Source organism: Actinoplanes sp. NPDC024001, assembly GCF_040638955.1.
In the GTDB taxonomy this organism is placed as follows: domain Bacteria; phylum Actinomycetota; class Actinomycetes; order Mycobacteriales; family Micromonosporaceae; genus Actinoplanes.
This window is the reverse complement of the sequence record NZ_JBEZZB010000227.1, coordinates 1-13021: the sequence shown is the minus strand read 5'-3', so window position 1 is coordinate 13021 and position 13021 is coordinate 1. Positions and strand designations below refer to the sequence as shown.

General features: G+C 73.6%; 8 protein-coding genes and 1 pseudogene. 6 read left to right on the top strand and 3 right to left on the bottom strand.

Annotated elements, in window-relative coordinates; all coding sequences use genetic code 11:
* Positions 1 to 396: pseudogene (locus tag AB0F81_RS46690) on the bottom strand (hypothetical protein); the annotation flags it as partial.
* A 152-nt stretch (positions 397 to 548) separates the two neighbouring features.
* On the opposite strand from AB0F81_RS46690, the gene AB0F81_RS46685 reads away from it, so the two are divergent.
* Positions 549 to 5393 carry a DUF4011 domain-containing protein gene (locus tag AB0F81_RS46685; protein ID WP_360210072.1) on the top strand — a complete coding sequence of 1615 codons (4845 nt, stop codon included), beginning with the start codon at positions 549 to 551 and terminating at the stop codon, positions 5391 to 5393.
* Here AB0F81_RS46685 and AB0F81_RS46680 read toward each other — a convergent pair.
* Positions 5358 to 7187, bottom strand: coding sequence for a polysaccharide biosynthesis protein (locus AB0F81_RS46680; RefSeq protein ID WP_360210070.1), 1830 nt, complete (start codon positions 7185 to 7187; stop codon positions 5358 to 5360). The two genes, AB0F81_RS46685 and AB0F81_RS46680, sit on opposite strands and share 36 nt — an antisense overlap.
* A gap of 140 nt (positions 7188 to 7327) precedes the next feature.
* Between AB0F81_RS46680 and AB0F81_RS46675 the strand changes: the two genes are divergently transcribed.
* The 4 genes from AB0F81_RS46675 to AB0F81_RS46660 are packed head-to-tail and all read left to right on the top strand — an operon-like array spanning position 7328 to position 12019.
* Complete coding sequence (locus AB0F81_RS46675; protein WP_360210068.1) at positions 7328 to 8746, top strand: polysaccharide biosynthesis tyrosine autokinase; 1419 nt, start codon at positions 7328 to 7330, stop codon at positions 8744 to 8746.
* Positions 8698 to 10029 (top strand): oligosaccharide flippase family protein, encoded by a 1332-nt coding sequence (locus AB0F81_RS46670; protein WP_360210066.1) that lies wholly within the window; start codon positions 8698 to 8700, stop codon positions 10027 to 10029. The genes AB0F81_RS46675 and AB0F81_RS46670 overlap by 49 nt, the downstream gene beginning before the upstream one ends.
* Positions 10026 to 11249 (top strand): O-antigen ligase family protein, encoded by a 1224-nt coding sequence (locus AB0F81_RS46665; protein ID WP_360210064.1) that lies wholly within the window; start codon positions 10026 to 10028, stop codon positions 11247 to 11249. Before AB0F81_RS46670 ends, AB0F81_RS46665 begins: the two co-directional genes overlap by 4 nt.
* Complete coding sequence (locus AB0F81_RS46660) at positions 11228 to 12019, top strand: formylglycine-generating enzyme family protein (RefSeq protein ID WP_360210062.1); 792 nt, start codon at positions 11228 to 11230, stop codon at positions 12017 to 12019. The genes AB0F81_RS46665 and AB0F81_RS46660 overlap by 22 nt, the downstream gene beginning before the upstream one ends.
* Here AB0F81_RS46660 and lexA read toward each other — a convergent pair.
* Positions 12003 to 12626, bottom strand: coding sequence for a transcriptional repressor LexA (lexA, locus tag AB0F81_RS46655; protein WP_360210060.1), 624 nt, complete (start codon positions 12624 to 12626; stop codon positions 12003 to 12005). The two genes, AB0F81_RS46660 and lexA, sit on opposite strands and share 17 nt — an antisense overlap.
* Before the next feature lie 125 nt (positions 12627 to 12751).
* On the opposite strand from lexA, the gene AB0F81_RS46650 reads away from it, so the two are divergent.
* The coding region (locus AB0F81_RS46650) for a hypothetical protein (protein WP_360210058.1) at positions 12752 to 13021 on the top strand (270 nt) is incomplete at its 3' end.

Genomic DNA, 13021 nt, shown 5'->3' with positions numbered 1-13021 from the left:
GACCAGCGCGCCGGTCTGGGTCCGCATGAAGAACGCCAGCGACTGCCGCTGGACGTGCGCGAACACCTCGGTGCGCACTGGACGGCCACCGCAGCGGCCGTCAGGGCGATCGCGCCGAGCCAGGCCAGGCCGGAACCGACCAGCGGATCGCCGGCCAGCGCCCCGCCCAGGTAGCCGAGCAGCACCGCCTGCAGCGCCCCCCGCGCACACCCCGGCTGCCGCGACCAGCACCACCAGGACCGGTACCGGCCTGCCCGCCCCGGCCGCGACCACGCCCGCCGCCACCAGGATCGTCTCGGCCGGGATGACCGGCAGCACCACCTCCAGCAGGGCCGCGGCGAACACCACCGCCAGCACCCACCGGCCGGCGGCCAGCAGCTCGGCGTACTCGGTCATCGGCGCCCTCCCCCGGCCTCGCCGGTGAGACTCGCAGGCGCGGGCGGCCCGGCCGTGACATCCGCGGATACACCAGGCGTCACTCCGTGATCAGCATTCCCACGCATTCCGAATCGCCAGCGAAAACGGGGTCGCTTTGGTGCAATCGGGACATGAGAGACCGTCCAGGTAAAACCTCGTCCGCACCCGCCCGCGCCGAGGTCCGCGCGGCGCTGCACGCCTGGCGGGACAGCCTCGTCGACCTGGGTGACACCAACCGGCTGATCAGCTTCCCGACCGACCATCCCGACCTCGTGGAGATCGTCGGACCGGAGCCGGAGGCCGTGGTCGCCGCCCTGCACCTGGGCCGCGACTGCGGCCTGGTGGGCACCGGGGCCGACCCGGAGCGGCACGCCGCCGCGGACCAGGTGCTGCGCACCGAGCTGCCCGACCCGTCGCTGGACGCCACGCTGCGCCGGATGATGAAGAAGGCCCGACAGGAGTACCTCGACCGCGGCGTGTCGGTGCTGCACCTGGTGCTCGGCCTGCTGCGCTGGCGCGACGAGGCCGATCAGCCGTACGCGAGCCCGGTACTGCTGCTGCCGGTCGAGTTGATCACCACCGGTCCCGGCGACCCGCCCCGGCTGCGGCTGCGCGACGAGGAGGCGGTGCTCAACCCGGCCCTGTCGATCCGGTTGCGCCGCCTCGGCATCGAGCCACCGGCCGTCGGCACCGACCTGGACGTCTCGCGGATCTGGTCCGCGCTGCAGAGCGCGGTGGCCCGCCGCCGCGGCTGGCACGTGGACCGCACCATCGCCCTGTCCTGCCTGACCTTCCACAAGGAGGCGATCTACCGGGACCTGCTGGTCAACGAGGACCGGATCCTCGGGCACCCGGTGGTGCAGGCGCTCGCCTCGACCGGGACCGGACGGCAGACCGACGCGTTCCGCTTCAACCCGATCCCGGCCGCCGACATCGACCGGGTCGCCGGGCCGGAACACGTACCCCTGGTGCTCGACGCCGACGCGTCGCAGCGGGCCTGTATCGCGGCGGCCGTGGCCGGCCGCAGTTTCGTCATGGACGGCCCGCCCGGCACCGGCAAGTCGCAGACCATCGCCAACATGATCGGCTGCCTGCTGCACGCCGGGAAGCGCGTGCTCTTCGTCTCGGAGAAGGCCGCCGCGCTCGACGTGGTGCACCACCGGCTGGTAGAGGCCGGGCTGGACCGCTACGTGCTGGAGCTGCACGGGCACAAGGCCGGCCGCAAGGAGGTGGCGACCGCGCTGGCCGCGGCCCTGGACGACGGTCCGGCGCCGCGCGGCGGCCCGGACACCGCCGACCGGCGCGGCACGCGGGAACGGCGCGAGCAGCTGAGCGCGTACGCCGAGGCGATGAACGAGGTACGCCAGCCGCTGAACCGTTCGCTGCACGACGTCCTCGGCTTCTGTGCCCGGCTCGCCGACGCGCCGGCCGCCCCGGTGCCGGTGATCCCGCCGGCGACCGTCACCCCGGAGTCGGTACGCCGGGTCCGGGAGGCCGCCGACCGCCTGGCCGCGTCCTGGCGCACCGCCGTGGAGCGCGACGATCTGCCCTGGCGCGACGTGATGAAGCGGGAGCCGCTCGACCCCATCCTGTCCCGCGCCGAGCGGGCGCTGACCGGCCTGACCCGGGCGGTCCGCGAGGACCGGGCCCCGGCCGCCGCCTTCGGGCTGGGCAGCCCGGACGACGCGGGCACGCTGGCCAAGCTCGCCGCGCACGCCGGGCAGCGCCCGCCGCAGGTACGCGACGACTGGCTGACCGCTCCCGGCCTGGACCCGGTACGACAGGCCGCCGACGCGCTCGGCCGTGACCTCGCCACCGTCCGGGCGGCCCGGGAGGCGGCCACGAAGCGGGCCGGGGCGAGCTGGTCGGCGCTGCCCGTACCGGCGGATCTGCCCGGCGTGCCCGACCTGAGCGTGCTGACCCCGGAGCCGGTGGACCTGGCGCCGCTGACCGCCGCCGAGGCCGACCGGCAGGCCCGGGTCTGCACCGAGGCCGCGGACGAGCTGGAGCGCCAGCGGGCCGCGATCGACAAGGTCACCACGAAGCTGGGCCTGCCGAAGGCGGTGACGGTCGCCGACATCGAGCGCATCGCCGACATCGCCGAGCTCGGGTCGCGCCCGCACAAGCCCGAGCAGTTCTGGTTCGGCCCGGGCGCGGCGGCCACCGTGGCCACCGGCGTGCAGACCCTGCGGCGGGCGCTGGAGAGCCTGGTCGCCGCCGAGGTACGAGCCCGCCCGTTCTTCGCCGAGGCGATCCTCACCCAGCCGGTGGAGGAGCTGTCCGACCGCTTCGCCCGGGTGCACCGGGGCTGGCGCAAGCTGCTCGGCGCGTACCGGCGGGACCGGCGGATCGTCGCGGCGTTCGTGCTGCCCACCGCCGCGGTGCGCGACGCGCTGCCCCGGCTGGAGACCGCGGTCGCCTGGCAGCGGGCGCGGCAGGACCTGGCCACGGCGGAGCAGGCGTACGGGCCCGCGCTGGGCCGCTACTGGCAGGGCCCGGGGACCGACTTCCCGGCCGTCGAGGAGGCGCTGCAGGTCGTCGAGCAGGGTCTGCGCTCGGCGCCCCCGGCCGCGGTGGCGGCCGTCGCGGCCTACGTCTGCTCGCCCACCCCGGACGCCGAGGTGATCCGCCTCGCCAAGGAGGCCCGGGAGGCGGTGCCGGCCCTGAAGCTGGATCGCCCCGAGCTGGTCTCCGGGCCGATCGACACCACGGTGGCCTGGCTGCGCGCGCACGCCACCGCCCTGAGCGCGGTGTCCGCCGTGGTGCACGCCTACGACGTGGCGACCGGCCGCACGATGGACTTCGCCGAGGTGAGCACGCTGGGCCGGCTCCGGCAGGAGATCGCCGACGCCGAGGCGGGGCTGGCCACCCATGCCACCACCTACACCGAGATGTTCGGTGCGGCGTACCGAGGTGCGGAGACCGACGAGGCGGCCCTGGCCGCGGCTGTCGCCTGGGCCGCTGCCGCTCGCGCGCTGCTGACCGGCTCGGACGCCCCGCTCACCGCGCCGCAGATGGCCGCGCTGCGCCAGTTGCGGCCGGTGGCCGGGCTGGCCAAGCTGGCCGAGCAGTGGGCTGCGGCCCGGCAGGCGGTGCTCGAAGCGTTCGCCCCGGCCCGGCGGGCCGCGCTCGGCGAGGAGCTGGCCGACCCGGAGCGGGCGCGGGTGTTCCTGCAGCGGATCCGCGACGACGCGGGCGGCCAGGAGGAGTGGTTCGCCGCGCAGGACGCCCGGGCTGTGCTCAGCGGGTACGGCCTGGACGGCGTCGTCGAGTTCTGCGCCGACCGCCGGCTCGCCGCCGAGCAGGTGCGCCCGGCCGTGGAGCGGGCGATGTTCCGCTCCTGGGCGGACGCGATGATCCAGTCCGATCAGCGGTTGCGGCCGTGGCGGGCCGCCGACCGGGACCGGCTGGTCGCCGAGTTCCGGACCCTGGACAGCCGGCTGACCGCCACCGCGGTCGACACGATCGCCGAGTCGATCGCCGCCCGGCGGCCGGCCGCCGACAGCCCGGAAGCCGACCTGGTGCGCCGGGAGGCGATGAAGGCCAGCCGGCACCTGCCGGTCCGGGACCTGATCGGGCAGGCCCGGGAGCTGGTCCTCGGACTGCGGCCGTGCTTCCTGATGTCGCCGCTGACGGTGAGCCAGTCGCTCCCCGCCGACCTGCGGTTCGACGTGGTCATCTTCGACGAGGCGTCGCAGGTGACCCCGGCCGACGCGGTCAACTGCATCTACCGCGGCACCGCGCTGATCACCGCCGGCGACGACCGGCAGCTGCCGCCGACGTCGTTCTTCGACCGGGCGCTGAGCACGATCGACGACGACGAGCCGGAGCTCGCGGTGCTCGACTTCGAGTCGGTGCTGGAGCTGGCCAAGGGCTGCGGCGCCTTCCCCAGCCTGGGCCTGAACTGGCATTACCGCAGCCGGCACGAGGCGCTGATCGCTTTCTCCAACCACCAGTTCTACCAGGGGCGGCTCAGCGTCTTCCCGAGCGCGAACGCGGGTGGACCGGACACCGGGGTGGCCCTGATCCCGGCCGGCGGCGTCTACCGGCGCAGCGGCGGGCGGGACAACCCGGTGGAGGCGGACCGGGTCGCCGAGCGGATCGTGCACCACTTCACCACCCGGCCCGGCCTGTCGCTGGGCGTGGTCACCTTCTCGGTGGCGCAGGCCGAGGCGATCGAACGGGCCGTCGAGCGGGTGGCGGCGGGCCGGCCGGAGCTGTCCCGGATCCTCGACGACGACCGGCTGCACGGGTTCTTCGTGAAGAGCCTGGAGGCGGTGCAGGGCGACGAGCGGGACGTCATGATCTTCTCGATCGGCTACGGGTTCGACGAGGACGGGAAGATCAGCGCCAACTTCGGCGCGCTGAACCGGCCCAACGGGTGGCGGCGGCTGAACGTGGCGATCACCCGGGCCCGCTACCGGGTGGAGATCGTCACCTCGATCACCGCACGGGACGTGCCGGAGACCGACAACGAGGGCGTACGCCTGCTCGCCTCGTACCTGGACTACGCCGAGCGGGGCCCGGCCGCGCTGGAGACCGCGTCGATCCCGGAGCGGGCGGCCGGCGTGATCGACGGCCCGTTCCAGGAGTCGGTGCTGGCCACCATCCGGTCCTGGGGTTACCCGGTGCACCCGGCGCTGGGCTGGGCCGGCGGCCGCGTCGACCTGGGCGTACGGCCACCGGACCGCCCCGAGGCCGGGTACGCCCTCGGGATCCGGTGCGACGGCCCGGCGTACGGCGACTGCCCGGCGGCACGCGACCGGGACCGGCTCAGCGAGCAGGTGCTGCTCGGTCTCGGCTGGAACCTGCACCGGATCTGGTCGATCGCCTGGTACCGCGACCGTGACGGCGAGGAGGCCCGGCTGCGCGCCGCGCTGGAGCGGGCCACCGGCGGCCGGCGGACACTGCCGGAGCGGCACGCGAAGACGCGGGCCGTGTCAGGAGGCAGCGCGCTCCCAGCGGTCGGCGGGTAGCGCTTCACAGAGGGCGGCGAGCTGCGCGATCACCGTGCGCGGCTCGCCGTTCGCGTACAGGTGCCGCAGTTGACCGGCGTCCAGCGGCGGAACCTCGACGTGCGAGATCAGCGGGTGGAACGGGCGCCGGTCCACCTCGCCGGCGCCGAACAGCGTCTCGTCCAGCTTCTCCCCCGGCCGCAGGCCGGTGTAGCAGATCTCGACCGGCCGCGGGGCGAGCTGCACCATCTGCTGGGCCACCTCGGCGATCCGGACCGGCCGGCCCATCTCCAGCACCAGCGCCTCGCCGTCGCGGCCGATCGCGGCGGCCTGGATCACCAGGTGCACCGCCTCCTGGATGGTCATGAAATACCGGGTGACGTCCGGGTGGGTGACGGTGACCGGGCCGCCCTCGGCGATCTGCGCGCTGAACGTGGTGAAGACCGACCCGCGGCTGCCCAGCACGTTGCCGAAACGCACGCTCAGGAAACTGCCCGGGCGGTGCCGCGCGGTCCAGGCGGTGAGCCGCTCGGTGATCCGCTTCGAGTAACCGAGGACGCTGGTCGGGTCGGCCGCCTTGTCGGTGGAGATGTTGACGAACCGTTCCACGTGCTCGGCGGCGTCCAGCACGTTGCGGGTGCCCAGCACGTTGGTCTTGACGGCCTCGCCCGGATAGCGCTGGAGCAGGGCCAGGTGCTTGAGGGCGGCGGCGTGGAAGACCACCTCGGGCCGCCGGGTCCGGAAGATCGTCTTGAGGTGTTCGGCGTCGCGCAGGTCGGCCAGGATCACCGAGGGGTCGTCGATGCGGCCCTGGGCGTCCAGCGACAACTGCACGGCCTGCAGCGCGGACTCGTCGCGGTCCAGCATCATCAGCTCGGCCGGGCCGAAGTGGTAGATCTGCCGGCACAGCTCGGAGCCGATCGACCCGCCGGCCCCGGTCACCAGGACCCGCTTGCCGGTCAGGTAGCCGGCGATCGCGTTCAGGTCGGTCTCGATCTGGTGCCGGCCGAGCAGGTCGGCGACCTGCACGTCGCGGATGTCGTCGACGGCCACCGGCTGGTCCATCAGCTCGCTCACCGACGGCACCACCTTGAAGGTCGCGCCGGCCGCGACCGTGCGGTCGCGCACGTCGCGCACCAGCTCCGCCTCGGCGTTCGCCACGGCGAACACCAGCATGGAAGCTCCGGTCGCGCTGAGCACGGCGGCGATGTCCTGACGAGAACCCAGCACCGGTACGCCGAGCACGTGCAGCCGTCGCTTGTGCGGGTCGTCGTCGATCAGCCCGACCGGCAGGTACCGCCCGCCGCGGTCGTGCAGCATCGAGCGCAGCAGGTGCACCCCGGCCTCACCGGCGCCGAAGAGCACCACCGGAGCGGCGACCCGCACGTCCGGGCGCTGGTGGCGCTGCCGATGCGCGCGGTAGGCGTAGCGGGCGGCGAGCATCAGCAGCAGCGCGACCGCGCCGCTCATCGCCGGGATGCTCGCCGGGACCGGGTGCCGGGAGAGCAGGACGTCGACGACGAGCAGGCCCACGGCGGTCACGCCGGTGGTGGTGGCGACCGCCCGTACCTCTTCGAAGCTGGCGTAACGGAAGCGGCCGCGGTAGAGGTGCCGGGTGTGGCCGACCGCGGCCTGCAGGACGATCGCGAGCAGCACCGCGGCGACGGTCCCGCCGAGCCGGCCACCCAGACCGGGCCCGAACCGGGTGACCACGGCAGCGACCAGACCGGCCGCCCAGGCGGCGCTGTCCACGATCAGCGGGATCAGCCGGCGATGGCGCATCGTCCGGACCCGCAGTTCGTCCCACGAGAACACGGTCGTCCCCCAACCACGTCCAGCCCGGTCCTCGCCAGATTACCAATGCCTATACCCCTAAAAGGTGTCTTTTCTGGTATCACCGCCAAAGGGTGCATAGGGCCATAACGTGACAGTGGCCACGGAACGGGGAGGTCTGCATGGGCCTACGTGATTACCTCCGTGTCGCCAAGAGACATTGGTGGCTGGTGGTGGGCTCGATCCTGATCGCGCTCGGTGTCGCCCAGGCGATCAACATGCGCACCACCACGGTGTACGCGGCCCACGTCACGTTCTTCTTCACCACCCCGTCGGACATGGCCGCCGACCTCTACCCGGGCAGCATGTTCTCCACCAGCCGGATGGCCACCTACGCCGAGCTGCTGGTCAGCGACGAGATCGTGGTGCCGCTCGCGGCCGGCACCGGCACCGGGCTGACCCCGGCGCAGATGCGCGAACGGATCAGCGCCGAGCCCATCGCCGACACCGTCATGCTCCAGGTCACCGTGGAGGACCCGTCGCCGCAGCGCGCCATGCTGCTCACCACCGGCCTCGCCGACCAGTTCAAGCGGACCGTGGAGAGCCTGGAGCGCTCCGCCGACTCGGACGGCCCGGCGGTCCGGGTCGAGATCGTCAACGAGCCGTACCTGGCCGAGGAGCCGGTCGCGCCACGCCCGCTGAACAGCTTCGCGCTGGCCGTCATGGCCGGGCTGATCGTGGGCGCCGGCGCCGCCGTGATCCGGGAGGTCTCGGACGCGACCGTACGCACCGCCGAAGCGCTGCAGACGCTGACCTCCGCCCCGGTGCTGGCCCGGGTGCCGGCGGACGCGCGGGCCCCGGCCGGCCCCGGCCCGTTCGTCTCGGACAGCAACTCGGCGCGGACCGAGGCGCTGCGCCAGGTCCGGACGCTGCTGCAGACCGCCTCGGCCGGCACCTCGATCAAGACCCTCGCGGTGACCAGCGCGGTGCCCGGCGAGGGCCGCTCGGCGACCGCGTGCAGCCTCGCCCTGCTCTTCGCCGAGACCGGCCAGCGGGTCCTGGTGGTCGACGCGGAGCTGCGCCGGCCACGCCTGGCCAAGTTCCTCGGGCGCGACGAGTCGGCCGGGCTCAGCACCGTGCTCAACGGCGCCGCCACCGTGGACCAGGTGCTGCAGCCGTGGGGCGCCGGGCTGTGGCTGCTGGCGGGCGGGCACCCGCCGCCGAACCCGAGCGAGCTGCTCAGCTCGTCGCGGATGACCGCGGTGGTCGAGGAGGTGCGCCACCGCTTCGACGTGGTCATCTTCGACTGCCCGCCGCTGCTGCCGGTCACCGACGGTGAGGTGGTCGCCGGGCGCGCCGACGGCACGCTGCTGGTGGTCCGGTTCAGCCGCACCACCGGGGCGCAGGTCACCGCCGCCGTCCGCGCGCTGCACGGGGTCAACGCCTCACTGCTCGGCTGCGTGCTCAACATGGTTCCGCCGAAGAGCACGCTCTTCCCCAGCCTGGACGAATACATCGCGCCGGAGCCGGAGGCCAGGCGCAAGCCGCGGTGGTGGGCCCGGTCACCGGTCGTGCCCGAGCTGATCGGGGCCGGGCTCTGAAGGGCTCGGTCCGGTCGCTGCTGCGCGCCGTCCCGGCTGCCGTCCGGCGCGATTACGCCGCGACGCTGCTGGTGCAGTGGTTCGTCCTCGGTTCCGGGCTGTTCCTGTTCCACATGGTCGCCCAGCGCGGCGGCGTGGACGGTTTCGCGTACTACCAGATCGCCCGCGGGGTGGTGAGCACCTTCCAGCCGCTGGTCACCCTCGGCCTCAGTCAGGCGCTGCAGCGCTACCTGCCGCGGACCAGCTCCGGCACCGATCGCCTGGCCCGGCAGGCCATCCTCATCCAGGCGGGCGTGGCGGGCGTCTTCGCGCTCGGCGGCGTCGCGCTCAGCCCCTGGCTCGCCGAGTTCCTCGGCATCGGCGGCGGCGCGGCGGCGGTGGGCGCGGTGCTGATCATGCTGACCGGCAACTGCCTGTGCACGCTCGCCGCCGCCGCGCTGCGCGGAACGCACCAGGTCGCCCGCTCCAACACCGTCTCCGCCGTCGGCCTCGGCCTGGTGCCGGTCATCGCGTTCGCGCTGGCCGACCGGATCGACGACTTCCTGGTCCTGCAGGGCTCGGGCATGGTGCTGGTCGCGGCCTGGGGCGCGGTCACGGTCCGCCGGCAACGGCCGGCGCCGCCGGCCCCGCACCACGGCGCCGATCCGACCATGCGGACCCTCCTTCGGTACGGGGTACGGCGCCTGCCCGGGGACATCGCCCTGCCGGCGCTCTTCACCTACCCGACGTTCGCGGTGGCGGCCGTGCTGCCGGGCAGCCCCGAGGCCGGTTACGTCGGCTTCACCACCTCCGCGGTCACCCTGATCTGCTCGTTCTTCGGGATGCTCACCCCGGTGCTGCTGCCCCGGCTGAGCCGGCTCTTCCACCGCTCCGGCAAGGACGGCGCCACCCTGCGGATGCTCACCAGCCTTCCGGTCTCCGCGGCCGGACTGGCCGCCGTCGCCGCGGCGGTCTTCGCCGTGTTCGCCCCGCTGCTGGTCCGTGGATTCCTGGGACCGGAGTTCGCCCCGGCCGTCGGGGTGCTGCGCGCCGGGGTGGTCGCCGCGATCCCGTTCGCCATGTACTACGCCGCCCGCCCCACCCTGGACGCCTTGCTGGAGGCGCCGGTGATGAGCCGCCTGCTGCTCGCCTGCCTCGCCCTCGAGGTTCTGCTGACACACGTGACCCAGTCGGTGCTCGCGCCCACGTACGCCGCGGTCGTCGCGCTCTGCGGCGCCGCCGCCGTCCTGGGGGTCTGCTCGGAACGGCTGGTGGTGCGCGCTCTGCGCACCGGTCTGTCATGACCGAGCCGGCGCGGCCGGGACTCGTGGTGGTCCTCGCCTTCGTCGCCACGCTCGCCGGCCGGTTCACCCTCGCCCGGGTCGGCCTGGACGTCCCGGTGCTCAACGACGTCCGGGTGCCGTTGCTCCTGGCCGTCCTGATGTGCCTGCTGCTGGAGGCGCACCGGATCGGCCCGCGCGCGGCGGCCGGCGGCTACTGCCTCCTGCCGATTCTCGGACTGCACGGATATCAGGTGCTCTCGGCCACCTGGACCCCGCCGGGTGCGGTCTACGGTGCGATGATCGGCGACCTGCTGGCCGTGGTCTTCATGGTCGTCGTCTACTACACCCTGGCGAAGTGGGACCGCGACCACGTCACCCGGATCACCCTGTGCTGCTTCCACGCCGCCGCCTGGGTGTACTTCCTGGCCGCGTCGACCGGGCGGGGGCACGCCGCCGGCGGCCGGTGGGCGGCGCTCGGCGGCGGCCCCAACGTCTTCGTCCGCATCATGGTGATGGGCGTCCTCACCTCGCTCTACCTCTACGTCCGCAGCGGCGCGAAGCTGCGCTGGCTGATGCCGATCCCGGTCTTCCTGTTCGGCGCGATCGCCTCCGGGTCCCGCGGCGGGCTGGTCGCGCTCGCCATCACGATGCTCATCGCTCTGGCGGTCAACCGCCGCAAACCCCGCTGGGACCAGCTCGCCAAGCCCGCCGGGCTCGTGCTGGTGATGTCGATCATCGTGGCCGTCACGGCCGGCCCGACCATCGCCGGCTTCGTGCAGTCCCGGTTCGTCGAGGCCACCGTCGGGCAGGGCTACACCTCGCAGCGCGACGTGCTCTTCTCCTGGGCGCTGCGCCTGTTCTGGCAGCGGCCGCTCTTCGGCACCGGCATCAACGGCTTCCACGCCATCGCCAACCTGGGTGAGGGTGAGGCGTACGTCCACAACCTGCCGCTCTCGGTCGCCGCCGAGGGTGGCTTCGTGGGCCTGGCCCTGCTCGGCCTGGCCTGGTTCGCGCTCGGGCACGCCTATTTCCGCACGCCCCGCGAGCAGCGCAGCCCGGAGGCCCGCACGGCCGCCTACGGTGGCATCTACATCGGCGCGACCTGCCTGTTCTCCGGCGACTACTTCGACGCCCGGCTGATGTGGATCCTGCTGGTCCTGGCCGCGGTCCGCCCCGGCGCGCCACCGGGCACACCGCTCGCCGGTAACATCGCCTACCCGTGGAGCCGAACCTCGACCTGATCGCCGTGCCCGCGGGCGCGATCACCCTCGCCGACCGGCGCACCGAGCGCCGGTGGACGGTCGAGGTCGCCGGGTTCCGGCTCGCCGCGATCCCGGTCACCCAGGCGGTCTACGCCGAGGTCACCGGCGCGTGGCCGAGCACCGCGCGAGGCGGCGCGCTGCCGGTCGAGGGGGTCTCCTGGTGGGACGCGCTGCACTTCTGCAACGCCCTGTCGGAGCGGCACGGCCTCACCCCGGCGTACCACCTGCTTCCGGCCGGCCCGCCCAGCCCGCCGGCCGCGCTCCCCGCGCACGGCCGGGTCTCGGCCGGCGGCCGCGTCGACACCGAGGGGCGCCTGCGGGACGACGGCAGCCTCCTGCCGTCACCCGGCGAGCCCGGCGTGCTCTGGGACCGGGCCGCCGACGGTTACCGCCTGCCCACCGAAGCCGAGTGGGAGCACGCCTGCCGGGCCGGCACGACCGGCGCCCGTTACGGCGCGCTCGACGAGATCGCCTGGTACCGCGGCAACTCCGGCGAACGCGTCCACGAGGCCGGCGGCAAACTGCCCAACGCCTGGGGCCTGCACGACATGCTCGGCAACGTGTGGGACTGGTGCTGGGACACCTATGACCAGGAGGTCTACGGCACCTACCGGGTGCTGCGCGGCGGTGGCTGGTTCGACGAGCAGTGGAGCTGCCGCGCCTCGGTCCGCCGGCGCAGCCACCCGTCGCTGCGCATCGACGACGTCGGTTTCCGCATCGCGCGCTCGGTGGTCACACCCGCCGCATGACGCAGACGACCTTGCCCAGCACCACCGCCTCGTCACCGGGAATGACCTGGTAGAGCGGGTTGCGCGGAACCAGCTCGACCCGGCCGCCGCGCCGGCGCAGCACCTTGACGGTGGCCTCGCCGTCGAGCATCGCGGCGACGATGTCACCGTTCTCCGCGACCGGCTGGCGGCGCACCACCACGACGTCGCCGTCACAGATCGCGGCGTCGATCATCGAGTCGCCCTTGACGTTGAGGGCGAAGAACGTGCCGAAACCGACCATCTCCCGGGGGACGGTCAGGTGCTCCTCGACATTCTCCTCGGCGAGGATCGGCGCGCCGGCGGCGATGTCACCGAGAACCGGAACGCTGACCGCACGCTCGGCGACGGTGGTGCGCACGTCGACGGCCCGCGACTCGTTGGGCCGGCGGCGCAGCAGCCCGTGCCGCTCCAGAACCTTGAGATGGTGCGAGACCGACGACGGGGAGACGAGGCCGACGGCCGCCCCGATCTCCCGCACGGTCGGTGGGTAGCCGCGGTCGCGAACCGAGTCACGGATCACGGCGAGAATGCGTTCCTGCCTCGCGGTGATGGGACGAGGGGTGCCCTCACCGCTGTCGATACTCATGCCCGCACCCTACCCGAAAATTAGATCAGGTGTACTAATCGCGACCGAAACCGCACGTTCGGGGGACGGCCCGCCACCCCTTGCGATGGATTGCCGGACGGGATTCGCGCTGCTGAGATCGTCCGATGCCGACCATCTGGGAATACGCGCAGCAGGTCGCCGCCGGCGACACCGGCGGCTGGCAGGCCGCCACGCTGCGCGCCGCGATCCTGCTCGCGCCCACCTGCCCGGTGCTCGCCCTGCCCCACCGGATGCCGGTGCACCACGTGCTGGTCCAGACCACCGCGCTGATCGTCCACGGCCTGGCCCGGACCGCTCGCCACCCCGACCACGTGGTGACCGGCCGGGAACTCGCGGTCTGGGCCGCCGAGCACACGGTGCCGTGCGCGTCGCGG

Coding starts and splice junctions, on each gene's coding strand:
- AB0F81_RS46685 (WP_360210072.1), top strand. CDS start 549: ATGAGAGACCGTCCAGGTAAAACCTCGTCCGCACCCGCCCGCGCCGAG.
- lexA (WP_360210060.1), bottom strand. CDS start 12,626: ATGAGTATCGACAGCGGTGAGGGCACCCCTCGTCCCATCACCGCGAGG.
- AB0F81_RS46665 (WP_360210064.1), top strand. CDS start 10,026: ATGACCGAGCCGGCGCGGCCGGGACTCGTGGTGGTCCTCGCCTTCGTC.
- AB0F81_RS46675 (WP_360210068.1), top strand. CDS start 7,328: ATGGGCCTACGTGATTACCTCCGTGTCGCCAAGAGACATTGGTGGCTG.